This is a genomic window from Pantoea allii (assembly GCF_046529425.1).
GTDB lineage: Bacteria > Pseudomonadota > Gammaproteobacteria > Enterobacterales > Enterobacteriaceae > Pantoea > Pantoea allii.
On record NZ_CP125958.1, the window covers coordinates 106,125 to 129,046 of the forward strand.

Here is a 22,922-nt window from a genome sequence, read left to right on the forward strand (position 1 = left end):
ATTCAAACCGCCGGGCCGGGATAAAACGGCGCGTGAGAAAGCCGGATGGCATGTCCGCCATAACGGTATTTACGTCACTTTCTCCGTCCGAAGATGAAAAAACCCTGCAGAGAACGCCGCTGATCTGGGTAAAACTTGCTTACAGACGCTCTCACTCCCTACCTCTCTGCCCTTAATGCTTCTTTTTACCCAGCCATGTCATGATAAACGCGGCCACTGCTTCTGGCTGGTTGATATTCATGGCAGGCACGTCCAGCTTTAGTCTCATGTCGTCAGTGGCGACAGCCACGACGTTCTCATCCAGTAGTGCTGCAAGCTCACCTTTCACGCCCGATCGCCAAAGCACAATCTTTGGTATTGGTTCACCTTTAAATCCTTCTACCAACACCACATCCAGTTGTCTGCTGTCCATTTGCCGTGCTAACGCCATTAAACTCACAGGCTGCTCAGGCGTTTCACACATCAGCGCCCAACGACGGTCGCTGGCGACAATAACCTGATCGGCTCCGGCCTGGCGCAGTCGATAACTGTCTTTGCCTGGCGTATCTACGTCCATGTCATGGTGGGTATGCTTAATCAATCCTGCACGTATCTCCTGCGCCCTTAACAAGGGTATAACCTGCTCAAGAAGTGTGGTTTTACCGGTCCCACTCCAGGCGACAATGGCCAACAACGGAACACACATTATGATTTCTCCTGCTCCACAAGGTCGTCAGGCGTATTGATGTTGCTAAAAGCCGACTCCGGGTCGCTAAACGACACCGAATGCCCACCATGCTCACGCATAAATTGCATCAGTCGGCGCTCACCGCGCATCAACCAGGCTTCAAGATCGTCGGCGATCGCCTTATTCATTAACGCGAGGGTGGGATGATCTCGCTGTGACGATTTGACCCACACGACAAGAGCGTTGTTACGCTGCTGCCATAGACGTGCGACAAGATCGCCAGGGATATTGGGTGTATCACAGGCACAAAATACCACCCACTCTGTGGGACTGTTCCGCAAACCACTCAGCATACCTGCCAGCGGTCCAGGGTAGTCTTTAATCGAATCTGTTACGACCTGACAACCACTTAGCTGATAATGATCAATGTTGCGGTTAGCACTTATTAACACAATGTCTACCTGTGGCCTCAACCGCTGCAAAACGTGCTGATAAAGTGGTTCACCTCGCATGATGAGTAACCCTTTATCCTGCCCACCCATACGGCTACCTTGTCCGCCAGCAAGGATTACACCGGTGAATGCTGTCATTTTTGTCTCCTTGCTTCATTCTGGATATAACGCACCCTGCATTAAGGAATCGTCATGAAAACGCATCGGCTGACTGAATTGCTTGAACTCCTGCTACCGGCGTGGGAAAAAGAACCCGATCTTAACCTGTTGGCATTTTTACAAAAACTGGCACAAGAGTCCGGTTTCATTGGCCCATTAAGTGAATTAAGCGATGACGTATTGATTTATCATCTAAAAATGCGTGATTCAGCCAGCGACGATCAGATTCCAGGCCTGAAAAAAGATTATGAAGTTGATTTTAAAACAGCCCTGCTACGAGCACGCGGTGTCATCAAAAATGACGAGTAGTGTTATCCTTGGCGATTAACCGTAAAGATAAGCACAGGGATAACCATGAGTGATGCCGCCTTTAACTTCCAGACGCTCAATCCTGATGTCCTGTTGGATGCGCTTTGGGAAACGGGTATTCGGGTGGATTCTGGTTTAACCGCCCTGAACAGCTATGAAAATCGTGTTTATCAGTTTAGCGACGATGAAAAACGCCGCTACGTTGCCAAGTTTTATCGCCCTCAGCGCTGGAGTGCAGAACAGATCACCGAAGAGCATCGGTTTTCCCAGGATTTGCTGGACGATGAGGTGCCGATTGCCGCGCCGTTAGTTTTGCAGGGCGATACGCTGCAACGTCATGCTGGCTTTTACTATGCAGTCTTTCCCAGCCTGGGTGGACGGCAGTATGAAACTGACAACGAAGATCAGATGGAATGGGTAGGCCGTTTCCTGGGACGTATTCATCAAACTGGCCGCAAAAGCCTGTTTCAGCAACGTCCATCGATAGGGCTTGAAGAATATCTGGATCAGCCGCGGGAGGAACTGGCAAAAACCAGGCTCGTGCCAGCCTCACTTCGCAATGCACTGCTCGAAGCCGTCGATAAACTCGGCGTGACGTTGCGCAAAAGCTGGCACAGTGACTGGCAGCCGCTACGATTACATGGTGATTGCCATCCGGGTAATATTCTGTGGCGTGATGGTCCGCTGTTTGTCGATCTTGATGATGCCCGCAATGGTCCGGCCATTCAGGATTTGTGGATGTTAATCAGTGGCGACAGACAGGAACAGCGTATTCAGTGGGATATTTTACTGGACGCCTACAGTGAATTCAGCGACTTCGATATTAATGAATTGTCACTGATTGAGCCTTTACGTGCCATGCGCATGATTTATTATCTGGCCTGGGTGGTTCGCCGTTGGCAGGATCCTGCTTTTCCGCGCGCCTTCCCCTGGATGACGGATGAGGATTTCTGGCGCAGGCAAATTTTGCAGTTTATCGAGCAGGAAAAGGTGTTACGGGAACCGCCGTTGCAGCTGGCCCCGCAATTTTAATGAAAAGTCAGGAGAGTTTTCCCCAATGAAGAAAATATTTTTTGCACTGATTGGTTTGGTGCTGGCGTTTAGCGCATCTGCTGCACAGTTTTCTGAAGGTAAACAGTATGTTAGCCTGCCTAAGCCTATAGCAGGTGAGCCGCAGGTCATGGAGTTTTTCTCTTTTTTCTGTCCGCACTGCTACCAGTTCGAGCAAATCTACCATGTCAGTGATGCAGTGAAAAAAAATCTGCCAGCTGATACCAAGATGGTTAAATACCATGTCGATTTCCTTGGTGGCGACTTAGGTCCGGTTGTTACCCATGCGTGGGCAGTGGCTATGGCGCTGGGCGTAGAAGATAAAGTCACGTCACCTATTTTTGATGGCATCCAGAAAACCCAGACGATTACTGACGCAGCCAGCCTGAAAGAGGTATTCATCAAAGCAGCGGGCATTTCCTCTGAGCAATACGATGCGGCCTGGAACAGCTTTGCGGTAAAAGCGTTGGTGGCCCAGCAGCAAAAAGCGGCCTCTGATGTTGATCTGCGCGGTGTGCCAGCGATCTTTATTAACGGTAAATACATGGTTAATAACGGTGGTCTGGATACCAGCTCGATGGCGAACTTTGTGGCGGATTATGCCAACGTGGTTAAGTTCCTGGTTGAGAAAAAATAAGCGTTTTACGCTGAATACCCTGCATAACGCCAGCATACGCTGGCGTTTTCATTTGTAATCACTACGCACATCGCTGGCAGGTTGAGGAAGCACAGTTTTTCTATCCACACAAGCAAACATGCCATTAAAAATCACGATCGCATCACGGATTTAAATTAACTCATTGTTTTTATGTGATTAAATTTAGCCTCAATCTTTTTTATACTATAAATAAACTATTGATATAATTTTTACGCACAAAGTTATCCACAGAAAGATCGTTGCGATCCCGATTACAGAAGCACGAAAAACGCCGATCTCGGTTTGTCTTGATTAACCCTTTTCGCCAAGGTGTGGCATCCTTATAGACCAATCCATGGCAATGAAGAATACACAGACATATGGCGCAAATAGCAGAAAACCCCCTGATTTTGGTTGATGGCTCATCCTATCTTTATCGCGCGTACCACGCTTTCCCGCCGCTAACCAACACTGCAGGTGAGCCTACTGGTGCTATGTATGGTGTGCTGAACATGCTGAAAAGCCTGTTGGCACAATACAGCCCTACACATGTTGCTGTGGTCTTTGACGCTAAAGGCAAAACTTTCAGGGATGAGCTGTTTGAACATTACAAATCCCACCGCCCACCGATGCCCGATGATTTGCGGTCACAAATAGAACCGCTGCATGAAATGGTGCGCGCGATGGGATTACCGTTGTTAGCCGTAAGCGGTGTCGAAGCGGATGATGTGATTGGCACGCTGGCGTTAGAGGCGGAGAAAAAAGGCTATTCTGTCCTGATCAGTACAGGCGATAAGGATATGGCGCAACTGGTCACGCCGGCGATTACCCTGATTAATACGATGACCAACACCATTCTCGGGCCGGAAGAAGTGGAACAAAAGTATGGTGTGCCGCCCGCTTTAATCATCGATTTTCTGGCGATGATGGGGGACAGCTCAGATAACATTCCTGGCGTGCCGGGCGTGGGTGAAAAAACGGCCCAGGCGCTGCTGCAGGGGTTAGGTGGGATGCAGTCGATTTACGATAATCTCGATAAAGTCGCCGATCTCTCATTCCGTGGTGCAAAAACCATGGCCGCTAAGCTGGAACAGAATCGCGATGTTGCTTTTCTCTCGTATCAGCTTGCCACCATCAAAACTGACGTTGAGCTTGAGCAGCCGTGCGAAGCGCTCACGGTCAGTGAACCTGATGTCAAAGCACTGCAGGCACTGTTTAGCCGTTTCGAATTCAAGCGCTGGTTGACTGACCTGCAAGAGGGAAAATGGTTGCAAGGTAATAAGAGCAACCGACAATCCCAGCAGGCCCTTGCTGATGAGCCGGCGGCGAGCGTTGAGGCGACCAGCCTGTTATCAACTGACGGCTATGTCACCATTCTGGATCAGCAAACCTTAGACACCTGGGTTGAAAAGCTGAAAAACAGCGAGGTCTTTGCGTTTGATCTGGAAACCGATGGGCTGGACACGTTAACGGCCAACATTATCGGCCTCAGCTTTGCGGTAGCGCCGGGTGATGCGGCATATCTGCCTGTGGCACATGATTACCTGGATGCGCCGGAGCAACTCGACCGCGATGCCGTACTGGCGCAACTCAAACCGCTGCTGGAAGATCCTAACGCCAGCAAAGTCGGCCAAAATCTCAAATACGATCGTGGCGTCCTGAAAAACTACGATATAGAACTTGCCGGTATCAAATACGACACCATGCTGGAGTCCTACATCCTGAATAGCGTGGTAGGCAAGCATGATATGGACAGCCTCTCTGCGCGCTGGCTGAATCATAAAACCGTCACCTTTCAAGAGATCGCCGGTAAAGGTAAAAATCAGCTTACCTTTAATCAGATAGCCCTTGAGCAGGCCGCGCACTACGCAGCAGAAGACGCCGATGTGACCTTACAGCTGCATCTGAAGATGTGGCCAGAGCTTGAAAAAGAAGCCGGACCTAAAAAGGTTTTTGAACAGATTGAAATGCCGCTGCTTAAAGTGATTTCACGTATAGAACGTAATGGCGTATTGATCGATCAGGCTATCCTGGCGCAGCACTCGAAAGAGCTGACATCGCGTCTGGCTGAGCTTGAGCTTAAAGCACATGAGCTGGCGGGTGAGCCCTTCAATCTTTCTTCGACGAAACAGCTGCAGGTCATTCTGTTTGAAAAGCAGGGAATTAAGCCCACGAAAAAAACACCGGGTGGCGCGCCCTCTACCAGTGAAGAAGTGTTGGCAGAGCTGGCTCTGGACTATCCCCTGCCGAAGGTGATTCTGGAGCATCGTGGACTCTCGAAACTGAAGTCAACTTACACCGACAAGCTGCCGCTGATGATAAATCCCGTTAGCGGGCGCGTGCACACGTCTTATCATCAGGCGGTGACGGCAACCGGACGCCTTTCTTCAACCGATCCTAATCTGCAGAACATTCCGGTGCGCAACGATGAAGGACGCCGCATTCGTCAGGCCTTCATCGCAGACAAGGGCAACCGCATTGTCGCGGCGGACTATTCGCAGATTGAACTGCGCATCATGGCGCACCTGTCGCAGGATAAAGGCCTGCTGGATGCTTTTTCCCAGGGTGAGGATATCCACCGCGCCACCGCCTCAGAAGTCTTTGGCGTGCCGCTCAGTAAGGTTACGGGCGAACAACGCCGTAGTGCCAAGGCCATCAACTTTGGTCTCATCTATGGCATGAGTGCATTTGGGTTATCTCGCCAGCTAAACATTGGCGCAGGCGAAGCGAAAAAGTATATGGATTTGTACTTTGAACGCTATCCCGGCGTGCTGCGTTATATGGAAAACACGCGCCAGCTCGCGGCCAGCAACGGTTATGTTGAAACGCTGGATGGACGTCGTCTGTGGTTGCCTGACATCAAGTCCAGTAACGCCATTCGTCGTAAGGCGGCTGAACGCGCGGCGATTAATGCGCCGATGCAAGGGACGGCTGCAGATATCATCAAACGCGCCATGATTGCGGTTGATAGCTGGCTGCAGAAGCAGAACGATGATGCGGTAAGGATGATCATGCAAGTGCACGATGAACTGGTGTTTGAAATTAAAGCCGATGCCGTTGATGAGGCCAGCAAGCAGATTCGCACGCTTATGGAAGGCAGTATGGCGTTAGATGTGCCCTTACTGGTCGAAATCGGTGTCGGAGATAATTGGGAACAAGCGCACTGATACGGCCATAACAGGTGGCGTTAACGCGCCACCTGTTATGCGATGTCCCGTGGGCAGGCAGGGAACAGGCGTCGGCCCTCGCTGAAGCCGCAAAACGGTGCAGTAACTTATTATGGCCTAAGCACTTTTTTTGTAATTTAACTACATCCCACTCTCGTTTTTGTGACGAGTGCGGTAAAAAAAAGTGATTAAAAATGAAAGGGAGCAACAAAAAACCCTTTGTCGCTCACAAAAAATCAGGTAAAGTTCGAGGCGTAGGGTACAGAGGTAAGATGTTCTATCTTTCAGACCTTTTACTTCACGTAATCGGATTTGGCTGAATTTAGCCGCCCCAGTCATTCTGTGACTGGGGCGTTTTTTATTGGAAAAACGCTAAAAATACGTAGCACATCGCTTCGCTTATGCCTCAGTGTCCTGATCTTCTACAGCAGGCTCAAGCTCACTAAACCAGCTATCCAGCTTTTGACGCACTTTATCAACGCCAATTTTTTTCAGCGATGAGAAAATCTCTACCTGCACATCACCCATAAACGCCATTGAGGCTTCTTTCACCACATTGAGCTGGGCTTTACGTGCGCCGGAAGCAAGCTTGTCAGCTTTAGTCAGCAGCAGTAAAACAGGGATGCCGCTCTCTACCGCCCATTGAATCATTTGCTGATCCAGATCTTTAAGCGGATGGCGAATATCCATCAGTATCACCAGGCCTTTGAGCGCCTGCCGTTTTTGCAGGTATTCACCTAACGCCCGCTGCCATTTAAGTTTCATCTCTTCTGGCACTTCGGCATAGCCATAACCCGGTAAGTCGACGAGGCGTTTACCTTCTGTGACTTCAAACAGGTTAATCAACTGCGTACGACCGGGCGTTTTACTGGTTCGCGCCAGGCCTTTTTGATTGGTCAACGTATTTAAGGCGCTGGATTTACCCGCGTTTGAACGGCCAGCAAACGCCACTTCGATGCCGGTATCAGAAGGCAAATGGCGGATGTCCGGTGCACTAAGAATGAAGCGGGTGACATGGTAATTCAGTTCAGACAAGGTGATACTCCAGGAACGCATTAGGGCAATGGCGCTGATTATACGCGTTATGGCGTGAAAGTGCTCAATACCATTGGTCAGGTAAGGTTGTGAGACATTTGCCATAAATCTTGCCAGTTATGTCTCTTTTTAATTAAATAATTAAAAAAATAAATGATTAAAATTCAGGGCATTATACTTAAGTATAGGTTTTTACGCTCAAATACCCCGCAAGTGTTACTTGAGGGTTTTACCAGATGGTCTACATTATTCAGCAGTGCAGGACGCACTCATCAGGATGATGCGCTCAGGAACGTCGGGATGACGAAGAGCGGCTGGAGTGGAAATGGTCAGGGATGTCGGACCGGAAAAGGAAAAGGACAGGCTCAAGAGTTGAGCAGGCGCAGGATTAACCGGGATGTTGTGAGCCGAAACGGATTTGAAACATGATTCCTTCTGCCGAAGGTATGAAATAAGGCGACAGCTTGAGCTGTCGCCTTTTTTCTTTGTCTGGTTTCTGCTAGATTTCGCCGCAATTCTATACTGAATAAAAAACACCGGGACCCAATATTATGAAGCAACCTGCAAGCGCTGCGAAAGGTAAGCCTGTCGCCAAAGCTAAACGCAAATCGCGTGACGATATCAATCATGAAGCGCGCGATCGTAAACGCGACAAAAAGCATCGCGGTCATGCGTCTGGTAGCCGTGCTAACCCGCAAACTCAGAGCAACACCAGCAAACAAAGTGACGCCGCGAAAGATCCACGCATTGGCAGCAAAAAGCCGGTGGCATTGATTGCTGGCGAAAACGCCACGCCGGCGAAAGTGAAAAAAGTCGCGGCTAAACCGGCCGCAGAGAAAAAAACCGCGCTTACGCCTGAAGAAGAGCTGGCGCAGCTGGAGAACAGTGAGCGCCTTGATGCGCTGCTGGATCGTCTTGAAAAAGGTGAGACGCTGTCATCTGATGATCAGGGCTGGCTCGACGTCACCCTGGATCGCATTGACGAACTGATGGAACAGCTTGGCATTGAGATGGACGAAGAAGAGGACAAGGAGGCGGAAGAAGATATGTACCGCCTGCTTAAAGGTAATTAAGCATTTTTGATCGGCATGCGTTAATCCGCATGCCCCGCTTAACAGGTAAACGACAATGTTTTGGCCTGGATCAATTTTATGGTTGTTGATGACATGTTATCTGCTGTGGTTAATGTTTAAACTACAACGACTGTCGCGTCTGAAGCAGCGTTTACGTCGGGTTTCCGCCCGCTCTCCTCTCTTTCCTTCTGTATCGCGACCTTTACAACGGCGACGTAAACGGAAGGAGTAAGCATGTCAGCAATGCAGCTTGAGTGGGACCCGGCGTTAATTGAAAAGTATAACTATGCCGGGCCGCGCTACACGTCTTATCCCACCGCATTAGCGTTCAGCGATAACTTTACCGCCGATGACTTCAGACGTGCGACTGAGCGCTATCCACAACGTTCGTTATCGCTGTATATCCACATCCCGTTCTGTCATCGCCTGTGCTATTTCTGTGGCTGCAATAAAATTGTCACGCGTCAGCTGCACAAAGCCGACCGTTATCTGGATGCGCTTGAGCAGGAGATCGTTGCTCGCGCACCGTTGTTTCGTGGTCGTCAGGTCAGCCAGTTGCACTGGGGCGGCGGGACGCCCACGTTTCTCAATAAACAGCAGATCAGCCGGCTGGTGGCGCTGCTGAAACAGCACTTTACCTTTGTCGATGACGCGGAGATGTCGATTGAGGTCGATCCGCGTGAAATTGAACTGGATGTGATCGATCATCTGCGTGCGTGCGGTTTCAATCGCCTGAGCATGGGCGTACAGGATTTTAATAAAGCGGTGCAGGAGCGGGTTAATCGGGTTCAGGATGAAGCGGTTATTTTTGCCTTAATGGCGCGGGCACGCGAGCAGGGATTTCGTTCAACCAGCATTGATCTGATTTACGGGCTGCCGCTGCAAACGCCCGAAAGTTTTGCTTATACCTTGCAGCGCGTTATCGCACTCAATCCCGATCGTCTCAGCGTCTTCAATTACGCCCATCTGCCCGCACTGTTCGCCGCACAGCGTAAAATTAAAGACGATGAGCTGCCGTCGCCACAGCAGAAGCTGGACATCCTGCAACAAACTATCGCAACGCTGACTCAGCATGGCTACCAGTTCATCGGCATGGATCACTTTGCGAAACCCCAGGACGAGCTGGCAGTGGCACAGCGCGAGGGGAAACTGCACCGTAACTTTCAGGGTTATACCACCCAGGGCGACAGCGACTTACTGGGTCTCGGCGTATCTGCCATTAGCATGATTGGCGACAGCTATGCACAAAACCAGAAAGGCCTTAACGACTGGTACAGCCAGGTCGAAAAACAGGGGCATGGGTTGTGGCGGGGTTTAACGCTACGTGATGATGATTGCTTACGTCGTGATGTGATCAAAGCGCTGATCTGCAACTTCTCGCTCGATTTCAGCGCGGTGGAAGCCCAGTGGAACCTTCACTTTGAAACGTATTTTGCGCAAGACCTGGCGCTGTTAAAACCGCTGGTGGCTGACGGGCTGGTGGAGCAGGACGCAACCGGCCTGAGAGTGACGGGGATCGGACGGTTACTGATTCGTAATATTTGTATGTGCTTCGATGCCTGTTTACGACAAAAAGCGCGGCAACAGCCGTTTTCACGCGTGATATAAAAGCCGGAACAGCACAGGCTGTCCCGGCGGGTTGGTTTCTTATTCCATGCCCAGTTCTTTAAGCTTACGCGTCAGGGTATTTCTTCCCCAACCGAGCAAACGTGCTGCTTCCTGCTTGTGCCCTTGGGTATGACGTAGCGCAGTGGTGAGTAATGTGCGCTCCATCTCCGGCTGAGCTTCAGACAGCAGATTTTGATGACCGGAACGCAGCGCGCGATCCGCCCACTGCGCCAGCAGTGTCGCCCAGTTGTCAGGCAACGACTGCGTCGGGCTTTCTGGCGTGCTGGATTCAAACAGTTCAGGCGGTAAATCCTGGATCAGCACTTCCTGCCCCGCTGCCATAACGGTTAACCAACGGCAGGTGTTCTCCAACTGACGCACGTTACCCGACCAGTGCAGACGCGTTAGCGCGGTTTCGGTTTCCGCGTGCAGGATCTTGGCTTCAACGCCAAGCTCCCGTGCCGCCACCTGGAGGAAATAACGGGCCAGACGGGGAATATCTTCACGGCGCTCACGCAAAGGCGGGAGATGCACGCGAATAACGTTCAGGCGGTGGAACAAATCCTCACGGAACTTGCCTTCCTGCACCCGCAGTTCAAGGTTCTGGTGAGTTGCGGCAATGATACGTACGTCAACTTTGACCGGCGCATAGCCGCCAACACGATAAAATTGTCCATCAGCCAGGACGCGCAGCAGGCGAGTCTGAACATCCAGCGGCATATCGCCGATTTCATCTAAAAACAGCGTGCCGCCATCTGCCTGTTCAAAACGGCCCTGGCGGATTTGATTGGCACCGGTAAACGCCCCTTTTTCATGGCCAAAGAGTTCAGATTCAATCAAATCTTTTGGAATCGCAGCCATGTTTAAGGCAATAAAAGGAGCCTTACTACGAGGGCTGTGGCGATGCAGCGCATGTGCAACCAGTTCTTTACCCGTCCCGGATTCACCGTTGATCAGAACGCTGATCGACGAGCGGGAAAGACGGCCAATGATACGAAACACGTCCTGCATGGCGGGTGCTTCACCGATAATATCGGTCGTTGGGCCGCTGACGGGTTGATTGCGTGGCTGCTGCTGTTCCTGATAGTGACTGATGGCGCGCTCAACCAGCGCGACAGCTTCGTCGATATCGAACGGCTTCGGCAGATAATCAAATGCCCCTTGCTGATAGGCACTGACTGCGGCATCCAGATCGGAGTGCGCCGTCATAATGATGACCGGAAGCATAGGATGACGCTGTTTAATCTGTTTTAGCAGCGTCAGACCATCCATACCTGGCATACGAATGTCTGATAATAAAACGTCCGGGGTTTTCGTCGCTAATGCGTTCAGCACGTCATTCGCGCTGTCAAAGGTCGCACAGCTCAAACCGGCTCCAGTGAGCGCGCGTTCAAGCACCCAGCGGATGGAGCTATCGTCATCGACGATCCAGACTATCCCTCGTTGCATAGAAACCTCACTGGCGAATAGGCAGGTAAACCGAAAATTCGGTATGACCCGGCCAACTGTTAAACTCAATTTTTCCTGAATGCTGATCAATCAGGCTACGGGCAATAGAAAGACCTAAACCGGTTCCGCCTTCACGTCCGCTCACCATGGGATAAAACAGCGTATCCTGGAGCAGGGCCGGAATGCCGGGGCCGTCATCTTCAATATCAATACGGGCGACCAGACGATACCGCGTGCCATGCAGCGTTAGCTGAAAGGCCGTACGGGTGCGAATCACGATCGTGCCGCCGTCCTCGCCTAACGCCTGTAGCGCATTACGCACGACATTCAGCAGAACCTGTTCAATCTGGTCAGGATCGTGAGGTAACTCCGGCAGACTGGGATCGTAATCGCGGACCAGAGACACGTTTTCGGGCAGCTCCATCGAGACCAGGTTAACCACCCGTTCAGCGACCTGATGAATGCTCTGGGTAATGTGCATACCCGGTTGTTGAGGCCCTAATAAGCGATCGACCAGATTCCGCAGGCGGTCGGCCTGTTCGATAATAACTTTGGTATATTCGTTCAGCGCGGGATCGGGCAGGGCGCGGGACAGCAGCTGAGCGGCGCCACGCAATCCCCCTAACGGATTTTTAATCTCATGGGCCAGTCCACGCACCAGATCGCGAGCCGCAACCTGCTGAGCATGCTGTAATTGTTCCTGACTCAAACGACGCTGATTATCCATGGGCGCCATTTCCAGCAAAATTAAGCCATCAGGCAACCGTTGTGCCGTGAGTGACATAATGTGTGCCCGGCCATCGACCACCAGAGTGACTTCACTGTCAGTAAAGCCCTGGCCCGCCTCAAGACTCTCGCGCATTACCTCGACATTCAGCGAAAAATAGCCGGTCAATTCAGGTAACGGCGTACCGAATAATTTACGTGAACTTTGCGCCAGTAATTGCTGTGCCGCAGGATTGGCATAATGAATAACCAAATCGTTATCCACCAACAAAATACTGTTGATTAAGGTATTGAGAATCTGCCCTGCATCGGGCAGTGAGGCAGTTGCCATACAGCGTTCCTCTGCACTAATTTAGTGCATTGTAATCTTTAAGCCGGAATTAAAGCGAATGAACGATGAATTCGCGGAGAAAAAAGCCCATCCGAAGATGGGCTAAAGTTTCCACGGCAACAAAAAAACGTTTCAGACTCTCGGTGCCGCCTTTGCAATGTTTATCTGCGGCACCCATTTGCTTACTCTGAAATTAAACGCTGTAGTACAGTTCGAACTCAACCGGGTGCGGCGTCATGCGAACACGATCGTTTTCTGATTTACGCAGTTCGATGTAGGCATCGATAGCATCATCAGTGAACACGCCGCCACGGGTCAGGAACTCGCGGTCTTCGTTCAGGGCAATCAGCGCTTCTTCCAGTGAACCTGCAACTTTTGGAATCTCAGCTTCTTCTTCCGGTGGCAGGTCATACAGGTTTTTGTCCATCGCGTCACCAGGATGGATTTTGTTGATGATGCCATCAAGGCCAGCCATCAGCAGGGCGGTGAACGCCAGGTATGGGTTAGCAGCCGGGTCCGGGAAGCGGGCTTCAATACGACGCGCTTTCGGGCTGGCAACCACCGGGATACGGATTGAGGCTGAACGGTTACGTGCTGAGTAGGCCAGCATGACCGGGGCTTCATAACCGGGCACCAGACGTTTGTACGAGTTGGTGGTCGGGTTCGCCAGGGCGTTAATGGCTTTAGCGTGTTTGATGATACCGCCGATGTAGAACAGTGCCATTTCAGACAGGCCGCCGTACTTATCGCCAGAGAACAGGTTCTGACCGCCTTTAGACAGCGACATGTGGCAGTGCATACCGGAACCGTTGTCACCAAACATAGGTTTTGGCATAAAGGTCGCGGTTTTGCCGTAGGCATGAGCGACGTTGTGCACGACATATTTGTAGATCTGAATTTCGTCAGCTTTTTTGGTCATAGTATTGAAGCGCGTTGCCACTTCGTTCTGACCTGCTGTTGCGACTTCATGGTGATGGGCTTCAACCACCAGGCCCATTTGCTCCATGGTCAGACACATGGCAGAACGGATGTCCTGTGATGAGTCAACCGGTGGCACCGGGAAGTAACCGCCTTTCAAACCTGGACGGTGACCTTTGTTACCGCCTTCATATTCTTTACTGGTGTTCCATGCCGCTTCGATATCGTCGATGGCAACATGTGAGCCAGACGTTGAAGAACCAAAACGGATATCGTCGAACAGGAAGAATTCTGGCTCTGGGCCAAACAGAACGGTGTCCGCAATGCCTGAAGCGCGCAGGTAGTCTTCAGCACGCTTAGCGATAGAGCGTGGGTCACGGTCATAGCCCTGCATGGTGCCTGGCTCAAGGATGTCGCAACGAATAATCAGCGTAGAATCTTCAAAGAAAGGGTCCATCACCGCCGTGGTTGCATCAGGCATCAGTACCATGTCTGATTCATTAATCCCTTTCCAGCCGCCGATGGAAGAGCCATCGAACATTTTGCCTTCTTCGAAGAAGTCAGCGTTAACCTGGTGAGCCGGAATAGTAACGTGCTGTTCTTTACCTTTGGTATCGGTAAAACGCAGGTCAACAAACTTAACTTCATGCTCGTTCATCATCGAGAGAACGTGTTCAGCGGACATACTCAACTCTCCTGGAAATGGTCATTGTCTACATAGTGAGAACCGGGTTACGGAATGAACGACTGTTAACGACCATTCCTGAATCTGATCCTGACCAGCTCTGCAACCGTTGTCTTACATCGTTTTCGTCTGGATAATACAAAGCGAATTCTGTGCCAACTTTATTTCTTTGCACAAAATCGCGCTGTCATGCACCTTTTTGTCATATAAGTCATGCACCATGATAGTCGCAACGCACTGTTTGTGTGCATCTGAGTTGAAAGTGAGCACTTTTTTGGTGCAAAACCTCGATGCAGTGCAAATTTTGCACGGCTAATAGTGCGATTTTGCGACAATGCAATAAACTTTCAGTGAAAAGTGTGATCGTGTTCAGTCTCCCGCTTAATCCGTGTACAATACCGCGTTATTTCTAATGCCTGAGGCAAAAAAGCTGTGATCGAAAATTTGCGTAACATCGCCATCATCGCGCACGTTGACCATGGAAAGACCACCCTGGTTGATAAACTGCTGCAACAGTCTGGTACTTTTGATGCCCGTACTGAAGCCACCGAGCGTGTGATGGACTCCAATGATTTGGAGAAAGAGCGTGGGATTACCATCCTCGCAAAAAATACCGCCATTAAATGGAACGACTACCGTATCAACATCGTTGATACCCCAGGACACGCCGACTTCGGTGGTGAAGTTGAACGCGTAATGTCTATGGTGGATTCGGTACTGTTGGTTGTAGATGCGATGGATGGCCCTATGCCGCAAACCCGCTTCGTAACCAAAAAAGCGTTCGCGCATGGTTTGAAGCCGATTGTGGTTATCAACAAAGTCGACCGTCCTGGCGCACGTCCTGACTGGGTTGTTGATCAGGTATTTGACCTGTTCGTTAACCTGGATGCGACTGACGAGCAGTTGGACTTCCCTATCATTTTTGCCTCTGCGCTGAATGGTATTGCCGGTCTTGAGCATACAGACATGGCTGACGATATGACCCCGCTGTATCAGGCTATCGTTGACCACGTATCGCCTCCACAGGTTGAAGCTGACGCGCCGCTGCAGATGCAAATCTCTCAGCTGGACTACAACAACTACCTGGGCGTTATCGGCATCGGCCGCATCAAGCGCGGTAAAGTGAAGCCTAACCAGCAAGTCACTATCATTGATAGCGAAGGTAAAACGCGTAACGGTAAAGTCGGTAAAGTGCTGACTCATCTGGGCCTGGAGCGTATTGACAGCGACATGGCAGAAGCGGGCGATATCATTGCTATCACCGGTCTGGGTGAACTGAACATTTCTGACACCATTTGTGATCCGCAGAATGTGCAGGCCCTGCCAGCACTGAGCGTGGATGAGCCAACGGTCACGATGTTCTTTAACGTCAACACCTCACCGTTCTGCGGTAAAGAAGGTAAGTACGTGACGTCACGTCAGATCCTTGAGCGTCTGAACAAAGAACTGGTTCACAACGTAGCACTGCGAGTTGAAGAAACTGAAGATGCTGACGCGTTCCGTGTATCGGGCCGTGGTGAGCTGCACCTGTCTGTTCTGATCGAGAACATGCGTCGTGAAGGTTTCGAACTGGCGGTATCCCGTCCGAAAGTTATCTTCCGCGAATTCGAAGGCCGTAAGCAAGAGCCGTTCGAGAACGTGACGCTGGATATCGAAGAAACGCATCAGGGTTCCGTTATGCAAGCCATGGGCGAGCGTAAAGGCGACCTGAAAAACATGGACCCAGATGGTAAAGGCCGCGTACGTCTTGACTACGTGATCCCAAGCCGTGGTCTGATCGGTTTCCGTAACGAATTTATGACCATGACATCAGGTACCGGTCTGCTGTACTCCACCTTTAGCCACTACGATGATATTCGTCCGGGCGAAGTGGGCCAGCGTCAGAACGGCGTTCTGATCTCCAACGGTCAGGGTAAAGCGGTTGCTTTCGCCCTGTTCGGTCTGCAGGATCGCGGTAAGTTGTTCCTGGGTCACGGTGCAGAAGTCTATGAAGGCCAGATCATCGGTATTCACAGTCGTTCTAACGACCTGACCGTAAACTGCCTGACCGGTAAGAAGCTGACTAACATGCGTGCTTCCGGTACAGACGAAGCAACGACACTGGTTCCACCGATCAAAATGACACTTGAGCAGGCTATCGAGTTCATTGATGACGACGAACTGGTCGAAGTTACCCCTCAGTCCGTGCGTATCCGTAAACGTCACCTGACCGAGAACGATCGTAAGCGTGCTTCACGCGGTCCTAAAGACGCGTAAATGCATGTAAGAAGCCCCGTTTAACGGGGCTTTTTTTTTGCCTGCCCGATTGTCATACAGAGTTAAATACAGCCTAAACCAGCCCGTAACTTCTTCTCTATCCCCTTTCAACGTCGTGCCGTCGTGCCTTAACTTAGCGTTTATATTTTTCTCGTCCAGGCTGCCTGTTCAGGCTGCGCTTTTACCGCTAGAGTGAATGATCCAGGGAACCCGAGGAGGCACCATGCTTTATATCTTTGATTTGGGCAATGTGATTATTGATATCGACTTTAACCGCGTGTTAGGTGTCTGGAGTGACCTTAGCCGCGTGCCACTGGCATCGCTTCAAAGTCACTTCCATATGGATGAGGCATTTGAGCAGCATGAGCGCGGTGAAATCAGTGACGAAGCCTTCGCTGAAGCCCTGTGTGAAAAGCTGGATATCGCACTGAGCTATGAACAGTTTGCGGCAGGCTGGCAGGCAATATTCGTTGGCGTCCGCCCGGATACGCTGGCGATAATGCATCAACTGCGGCAGGAGGGACATCGAGTGGTGATTCTCTCCAACACCAACGCGCTGCATTGTAGCTTCTGGCCGACGCAGTATCCTGACGTGCAGCAGGCGGCCGACAAGATCTATTTGTCGCAGGAGCTAGGCATGCGCAAACCCGAAGCGAGAATCTATCAGCATGTTTTGGCCGCTGAAGGCTTTAGCGCCGATCAGGCCGTGTTCTTCGATGACAACGCGCAGAACATTGAGGGTGCACGCGCCTTGGGGATTGAGACAGTGCTGGTGACCGATAGCACCACCGTACCTGACTGGTTCGCGGGTCGGCATTAAGCCATGAAGTTACGTCATTTTCGCCCCGGGTTTCATGCGTTCTGGCTGTGGCTCAAGCTGCTGTGGAAACGCATTGATAATGACGCCATGACGACGCAGGCCGGTAACCTGGCTTTTGTGTCGTTACTGGCGCTGGTTCCGCTGATTGCCGTGGTCTTTGCGCTGTTTGCGGCGTTTCCTGTGTTCTCTGACATCAGCGTCCAGCTTAAGAATTTTATTTTTACCAACTTCATGCCGGCTGCAGGTAATACGCTACAACGTTATCTTGAGCAGTTTGTGGCCAACGTCCATCGTATGACGGCCGTGGGTGCCGTCGGCCTGATCGTGACGGCGCTGTTGCTGATGCATTCCGTTGATTCTGCCCTGAATGCTATCTGGCGCAGCGACAAAAAGCGGCCGCTGGTCTATTCCTTTGCGGTGTACTGGATGATATTAACGCTCGGGCCGTTACTGGCGGGTGCCAGTTTAGCCATCAGCTCTTATCTGCTGTCGTTGAAGTGGATAAATGTGACGGGGGTAACCAGTCTGGTCGATCAGATGCTGCGTTTCTTTCCGTTGCTCTTATCATGGCTATCGTTTTGGCTGCTATACAGTATTGTCCCGACACAGCGGGTGCCCGCGCGCGATGCGCTTACGGGGGCGCTGGTCGCCGGGCTGTTATTTGAACTGGGGAAAAAGGGCTTTGCGCTGTATGTTACGATGTTCCCGTCATACCAACTGATCTATGGTGTGCTGGCGGTGATCCCCATTTTATTCCTGTGGGTTTACTGGACCTGGTGTATCGTACTCCTCGGCGCAGAGATTACCGTCACCTTAGATGACTACCGCCAGTTCAAACGGCAGGAAAGAGAAAAAGAACGAGAGGACGGATGATTGCTTTAATTCAACGCGTACAGCGTGCCAGCGTCAGTATCGATAACGCGGTTGTGGGTGAAATCGGACAGGGGTTGTTGATTCTGTTGGGTGTTGAAAAAGGTGATGATGAAAAGCACGCCGAGCGGCTGGCGGAGCGCGTACTGGGTTATCGCATTTTCAGTGATGAACAGGGCAAGATGAACCTGAACGTCAAACAGGCGGGCGGGAGTGCACTGGTGGTGTCGCAGTTTACGCTGGCTGCCGATACGCAAAAGGGCATGCGCCCCTCATTTTCTGGTGGGGCAGAGCCACAAGAAGCGGAACGTCTCTACGACTATTTCAGCGCGTGTTGCCGTCGCCATGATGTGACGACCGCCAATGGCCGCTTTGCTGCTGATATGCAGGTGGCGTTGGTTAACGACGGGCCGGTAACCTTCTGGTTACAGGTATGACGCCGCATACCGCGCGGCTAAACATCCGCAACCCCGCATCAGAACGAGAGAAACACTTTATGTATCATCTTCGTGTGCCACAAACGGCGGAAGAGCTGGATGTGTATTATCAGTTCCGCTGGGAAATGTTACGAAAGCCGCTGCATCAGCCGCAGGGTTCTGAGCGTGATGCCTGGGATGCGTTAGCGCATCATCAAATGGTGGTGGATGAACAAGGTAAACCCGTTGCGGTAGGGCGACTTTACATCAATGCGGATAATGAGGCGGCTATCCGCTTCCTTGCTGTACATCCTACCGTCCAGGGAAAAGGTCTGGGCACGCTGGTGGCGATGACGCTGGAGTCGGTAGCGCGTCAGGAAGGCGTAAAGCGCGTGACGTGCAGCGCGCGTGAGGACGCGGTGGCGTTCTTCGCCAAGCTCGGATACGTCAATCAGGGCGAGATTACCGCACCGCAAACCACGCCGGTGCGTCACTTCCTGATGATTAAACCGGTTGTCACGCTGGATGATATTTTACACCGCGCTGACTGGTGCGGGCAGTTGCAGCAGGCCTGGTATGAGCACATTCCGTTGAGTGAGAAAATGGGCGTGCGCATCCTGCAATACACCGGGCAAAAATTTATTACCACCATGCCGGAAACCGGCAACCAAAATCCGCACCATACCCTGTTTGCCGGAAGTCTGTTTTCGCTGGCAACGCTTACCGGTTGGGGACTGATCTGGCTGTTGCTGCGTGAGCGCCACCTGGGCGGCACCATTATTCTGGCTGATGCGCACATACGCTACAGCCGTCCGATTACGGGCAGGCCGGGTGCCATTGCCGACCTCGGATCATTGAGTGGCGATCTCGATCGCCTGGCGCGAGGCCGTAAAGCCCGGGTTCAGCTTGATGTGCAGTTATTTGGTGATGATGAGTGTGGCGCGGTGTTTGAAGCGGTCTACATCGTGTTGCCCGTTGACCCTGACGGGCCGCTGGAAGAAGGCGGCTCAGGGGCACGCATCAATTAAACAACAGGGCCGCGATTGCGGCCCTGTGTGTTTTTACTTCACCTGTCCTGCCTGCATGGTTTGCTGCAGTTGCTGGCTGTCTGTATTGACCGACAGCGTGGCATTAACTGAGGGGGCTAACGGCTGCCCGTCCTTCAGTGAGGCATTGAGTCGCAACTGAAAATTGCTGTCACCTTCCAGTGGAAGCGCGGGCCAGCCCCAGTTCTGCAAGACATTGACCGGTACGCCGCGCCCCGTGAGATTCAGGCTGAGAGGGCGGACGGCTTGCTGTCCTACCGTTGCCGTGCCTTCCAGTAAACCTTTACCACTAAACGCGCTCAGTTCCGTCACCTTGATTTGTTGATCGTCAGCCTCCAGCGCAATGGACGGATGGCGCAGATCGGTGCGGTTAAAGGTCGATTCCGCAGCGTTCAGGCTGAGTTTACCTGACCAGATTCCCCATTGATGCTGACGGGCCAGCTGCAGATTCTCCCCGCTGCCATCCAGTGAGGTGAGCTGGAAAGGAAACGCAGGGTTGATATCGATGATCAAATTACGGTTTGAGGTGAAACGGTTCACGGTAAGGCCGCCCAGCCAGTCGGGAAGGGAAGTCTGCCATAACGCCCGCCAGTTCTGCGGCAGCGTATATTCCAGGCCCGCGACGGCAAGATTATTCAGCGTCAATTGCTTGTCGTTACGCGACCAGTTTCCGTCGGCACGGATGACGCCGTTGGCCCAGCGCGAGCTGAACTGGGTCAGGGCAATCCCCTGTGGCGAGAAGTCCATGTTGATGATGGGATCGTTAAGCTCGAATTTGCCGTTGATAAAGTTACCGGCGTTCATCGCCAGTGACCCATCCTGACTCTGCCAGTCCCGGCCTTTCCAGCTGAGATTTTTCAGTGTCAGATCGAGATCGGTTACCGCCCAGTCAGGGCCCTGCAGCCGGGCATCGGTAATGTCGACGCGGTTTAGCGTCACCGACTGCACTTCTTCAAAGGGTTTCAGGAAATCAACAAGCGTGCTGGCGGTTTGCAAACGGATATCGTTCAGGCGGAGTTGATTGATCTTCCAGTTTCCCTGCGCATCACGTTCCCCGTTACCGGTCATGGAACCGCGGGCTAAATCAGCACCGATGTTGCTAAACACCATACGGCCCTGTGACACATTGCCCTGAATCAGCACATTTTCACCCGCAACGCTGTTTAGCGTCATCTTGCCTGCGCTCATCTGGAACTGCGCATCCCGTCCCAGCACATCGCCAGTCAACGGGGCCCACGGCACTATACCGCCATTCACCTGCAGGGCTGAAAGCGGTAACGCCGAAGAGGGGCTGTCGATGCGCATATTGTTCAGTTGCAGGCGGTTAGCCTGCACGGGTAATGCGCTATTCGTTGCCAGGTTAGCAAGATTAACCTCACCGTCACGTAATTCTATGCTGGCAAAGTGAAAAGGATCGCTGAACTGCAACAGGGCAATGCCCAAGTCGACGCGCCTGGCGACCAGCACAGCCGGCTGTCCATCATGGCCAAAACTGAAATCATCCAGAATAATGTGCGAAGGTGATGAAAAGTTATGTTCGATTTTACTCAGCGACAGATGCCATTCCGTTTTATCGCTCACCCAACGGCTAAACCAGCCCGCGCCCCACTGTGTCTGCAGCAGTACATACAGCACCACTAACGCAAACAGTAGCAGTAACAATAAGGTGAGGAAAAACTTTCCTATAAATTTCATCGTATCCTTCCCGGGTTCAGTCCGCTGAAAGGTTGTTATGCCTGAATTAGCGTTATAGCTCAACCGCCTGGATGTAAATCAGCATAAATAGCAGGCAGGTCCTGACCTGCCTTAAAAATCACTTTTCCGGTGGGAAGATCAGATTAAGCACAATCGCCGTAATACCGCCTGCGGCAATACCCGAGGAGAGTAAGGTTTTCAGCCAGTCAGGCGCAAACTGCAGAATCAGCGGTTGCTGTGACACGCCAAGTCCTGCGGCCAGCGAGAGGGCGATAATCATGATGGCGCGTCGGTTCAGCGGCTCTCTGGAGACAATACGCACGCCGGATGCTGCGATGGTCCCAAACATCACAATAGTGGCACCGCCCAGAACCGGCTCAGGGATATGCTGTACCAGTCCACTGACCGCCGGGAACAGGCCCAGCAGGATAAGCATCAGCGCCACGACAAAACCAACATAGCGGCTGGCAACACCGGTAAGTTGGATAACGCCGTTATTCTGTCCAAAGCAGGAGTTGGGGAAGGTATTAAACAGGGCAGACACAAACGAGTTAAGGCCATTCGCCAGCACGCCGCCTTTCAGTCGCTTCATATACAAAGGACCGCTCACCGGCTGCTCCGACACGTCAGAGGTGGCGGTGATATCACCAATGGTTTCCAGCGAGGTCACCATAAACACCAGCATCAGCGGGATGAGCAGGTTCCAGTCAAACCCCAGGCCGTAATAGAGCGGAGTCGGTAGCGCAATCAGTGGCTGGTTTGCGGGCGTATTGATGGATGGCAGCATATCCAGCGCCCAGGCGAGCAGGTAGCCAACCGCCATGGCAATCACCAGTGAGGCGACGCGCAGGTAAGCATTTTTCTGACGGTTCAGAAGGATAATAACCAACAAAACCGCACCGGCCAGCAGCAGGTTTTTAGGCGCGCCGAAGCTGTGGTCGTTCATGGCGGCGAAACCACCACCGACGGACGTCAGGCCAACCTGAATAAGGGACAATCCAATGATCATCACGACAATACCAGACACCAGAGGCGTGATGATACGGCGTGCCAGATGCAGCACCCGCGACAGTACCATTTCCGTGCAGGATGCCACCATCAAGGTGCCAAACAGCGCCGCCATCATGGTGGGCACATCTGCGCCGCCATTTTTCAGCGCCATGCCGCCCATAATCAGCGGCGTCACAAAGTTAAAACTGGTGCCCTGAATGGACAGCAAGCCTGAGCCGACCGGCCCCCAGGTTTTGATTTGCAGAACGGATGCCACGCCAGAGGCGAACAGGGACATGCTGATAATGTGCTGCGTGTCCTGCGCCGGTAAACCCAATGCCTGGCAGATCAACAGCGCGGGCGTAATCACGGCGACAAACATGGCCAGCAGATGCTGACCGGCCGCAAACAGGGTTTGCGTAAGTGGCGGACGATCTTCCAGACGGTAAATCAGTTCACTTTTACTGGCGGTAGTCGGGTTAAGCTGCTGATTGGTTGACATCGTAACGGTTCCCAAAAAAAAGTGTGGCGATTGTAATCGTCTACGGATCAAAAGCAAACGT

The 22,922-nt window shown here is 52.0% G+C and carries 19 protein-coding genes; 11 read left to right on the forward strand and 8 right to left on the reverse strand.

Annotated features, from left to right (window positions below; all coding sequences use genetic code 11):
- Positions 1-172: 172 nt before the first annotated feature.
- Positions 173-685 (reverse strand): molybdopterin-guanine dinucleotide biosynthesis protein MobB, encoded by a 513-nt coding sequence (gene mobB, locus QNH99_RS00485; RefSeq protein WP_109718223.1) that lies wholly within the window; start codon positions 683-685, stop codon positions 173-175.
- The gene (gene mobA, locus QNH99_RS00490; RefSeq protein ID WP_109718222.1) at positions 685-1,257 is read right to left on the reverse strand and encodes a molybdenum cofactor guanylyltransferase MobA; all 573 of its coding nucleotides are present in this window, start codon (positions 1,255-1,257) and stop codon (positions 685-687) included. Before mobA ends, mobB begins: the two co-directional genes overlap by 1 nt.
- 54 nt (positions 1,258-1,311) lie before the next feature.
- Between mobA and QNH99_RS00495 the strand changes: the two genes are divergently transcribed.
- The 4 genes from QNH99_RS00495 to polA all read left to right on the forward strand — a co-directional run bounded on the left by QNH99_RS00495 (position 1,312) and on the right by polA (position 6,441).
- On the forward strand, positions 1,312-1,587 hold the full coding sequence (locus QNH99_RS00495; protein WP_063877749.1) for a YihD family protein: 276 nt from the start codon (positions 1,312-1,314) through the stop codon (positions 1,585-1,587).
- A 45-nt stretch (positions 1,588-1,632) separates the two neighbouring features.
- On the forward strand, positions 1,633-2,619 hold the full coding sequence (locus QNH99_RS00500) for a serine/threonine protein kinase (protein ID WP_063877748.1): 987 nt from the start codon (positions 1,633-1,635) through the stop codon (positions 2,617-2,619).
- A 25-nt stretch (positions 2,620-2,644) separates the two neighbouring features.
- A complete protein-coding gene (dsbA, locus tag QNH99_RS00505; RefSeq protein WP_063877747.1) occupies positions 2,645-3,274 on the forward strand; it encodes a thiol:disulfide interchange protein DsbA in 630 nt (209 codons plus the stop codon).
- Between the two features lie 380 nt (positions 3,275-3,654).
- Complete coding sequence (gene polA, locus QNH99_RS00510) at positions 3,655-6,441, forward strand: DNA polymerase I (protein ID WP_096011132.1); 2,787 nt, start codon at positions 3,655-3,657, stop codon at positions 6,439-6,441.
- Positions 6,442-6,840: 399 nt separating this feature from the next.
- Here the strand turns inward: polA and yihA are convergent, their stop codons facing one another.
- Positions 6,841-7,476 (reverse strand): ribosome biogenesis GTP-binding protein YihA/YsxC, encoded by a 636-nt coding sequence (gene yihA, locus QNH99_RS00515; protein ID WP_145395153.1) that lies wholly within the window; start codon positions 7,474-7,476, stop codon positions 6,841-6,843.
- 551 nt (positions 7,477-8,027) lie between these two features.
- On the opposite strand from yihA, the gene yihI reads away from it, so the two are divergent.
- Together yihI and hemN are read left to right on the forward strand one after the other, a co-directional pair.
- Entirely contained in the window at positions 8,028-8,549 is a 522-nt protein-coding gene (gene yihI / locus QNH99_RS00520; RefSeq protein ID WP_096011130.1) for a Der GTPase-activating protein YihI, read from the forward strand.
- A 234-nt stretch (positions 8,550-8,783) separates the two neighbouring features.
- Positions 8,784-10,157: an oxygen-independent coproporphyrinogen III oxidase gene (gene hemN / locus QNH99_RS00525; RefSeq protein WP_145395149.1), complete on the forward strand. Its 1,374-nt coding sequence runs from the start codon at positions 8,784-8,786 to the stop codon at positions 10,155-10,157.
- 39 nt (positions 10,158-10,196) lie between these two features.
- Here the strand turns inward: hemN and glnG are convergent, their stop codons facing one another.
- The 3 genes from glnG to glnA form a co-directional block, all read right to left on the reverse strand.
- The gene (glnG, locus tag QNH99_RS00530) at positions 10,197-11,606 is read right to left on the reverse strand and encodes a nitrogen regulation protein NR(I) (RefSeq protein ID WP_014332989.1); all 1,410 of its coding nucleotides are present in this window, start codon (positions 11,604-11,606) and stop codon (positions 10,197-10,199) included.
- Positions 11,607-11,613: 7 nt separating this feature from the next.
- Complete coding sequence (gene glnL / locus QNH99_RS00535) at positions 11,614-12,663, reverse strand: nitrogen regulation protein NR(II) (protein ID WP_063877743.1); 1,050 nt, start codon at positions 12,661-12,663, stop codon at positions 11,614-11,616.
- A gap of 193 nt (positions 12,664-12,856) precedes the next feature.
- The gene (gene glnA, locus QNH99_RS00540) at positions 12,857-14,266 is read right to left on the reverse strand and encodes a glutamate--ammonia ligase (RefSeq protein ID WP_063877742.1); all 1,410 of its coding nucleotides are present in this window, start codon (positions 14,264-14,266) and stop codon (positions 12,857-12,859) included.
- Between the two features lie 432 nt (positions 14,267-14,698).
- On the opposite strand from glnA, the gene typA reads away from it, so the two are divergent.
- The 5 genes from typA to fabY all read left to right on the forward strand — a co-directional run bounded on the left by typA (position 14,699) and on the right by fabY (position 19,656).
- A complete protein-coding gene (typA, locus tag QNH99_RS00545) occupies positions 14,699-16,522 on the forward strand; it encodes a ribosome-dependent GTPase TypA (protein WP_063877741.1) in 1,824 nt (607 codons plus the stop codon).
- A 223-nt stretch (positions 16,523-16,745) separates the two neighbouring features.
- Positions 16,746-17,342 (forward strand): glucose-1-phosphatase, encoded by a 597-nt coding sequence (gene yihX, locus QNH99_RS00550; protein ID WP_109718217.1) that lies wholly within the window; start codon positions 16,746-16,748, stop codon positions 17,340-17,342.
- A 3-nt stretch (positions 17,343-17,345) separates the two neighbouring features.
- Positions 17,346-18,215, forward strand: a complete 870-nt coding sequence (locus QNH99_RS00555; protein ID WP_096011127.1) for a virulence factor BrkB family protein — start codon at positions 17,346-17,348, stop codon at positions 18,213-18,215.
- Positions 18,212-18,649: a D-aminoacyl-tRNA deacylase gene (gene dtd / locus QNH99_RS00560; RefSeq protein WP_063877738.1), complete on the forward strand. Its 438-nt coding sequence runs from the start codon at positions 18,212-18,214 to the stop codon at positions 18,647-18,649. The genes QNH99_RS00555 and dtd overlap by 4 nt, the downstream gene beginning before the upstream one ends.
- A gap of 59 nt (positions 18,650-18,708) precedes the next feature.
- Positions 18,709-19,656, forward strand: coding sequence for a fatty acid biosynthesis protein FabY (gene fabY / locus QNH99_RS00565; protein ID WP_026020958.1), 948 nt, complete (start codon positions 18,709-18,711; stop codon positions 19,654-19,656).
- A 33-nt stretch (positions 19,657-19,689) separates the two neighbouring features.
- On the opposite strand, the gene QNH99_RS00570 is transcribed toward fabY, so the two are convergent.
- The gene (locus tag QNH99_RS00570; protein WP_410517191.1) at positions 19,690-21,369 is read right to left on the reverse strand and encodes an AsmA family protein; all 1,680 of its coding nucleotides are present in this window, start codon (positions 21,367-21,369) and stop codon (positions 19,690-19,692) included.
- 118 nt (positions 21,370-21,487) lie between these two features.
- Entirely contained in the window at positions 21,488-22,861 is a 1,374-nt protein-coding gene (locus QNH99_RS00575; protein WP_241568479.1) for a nucleobase:cation symporter-2 family protein, read from the reverse strand.
- Positions 22,862-22,922: the final 61 nt, after the last annotated feature.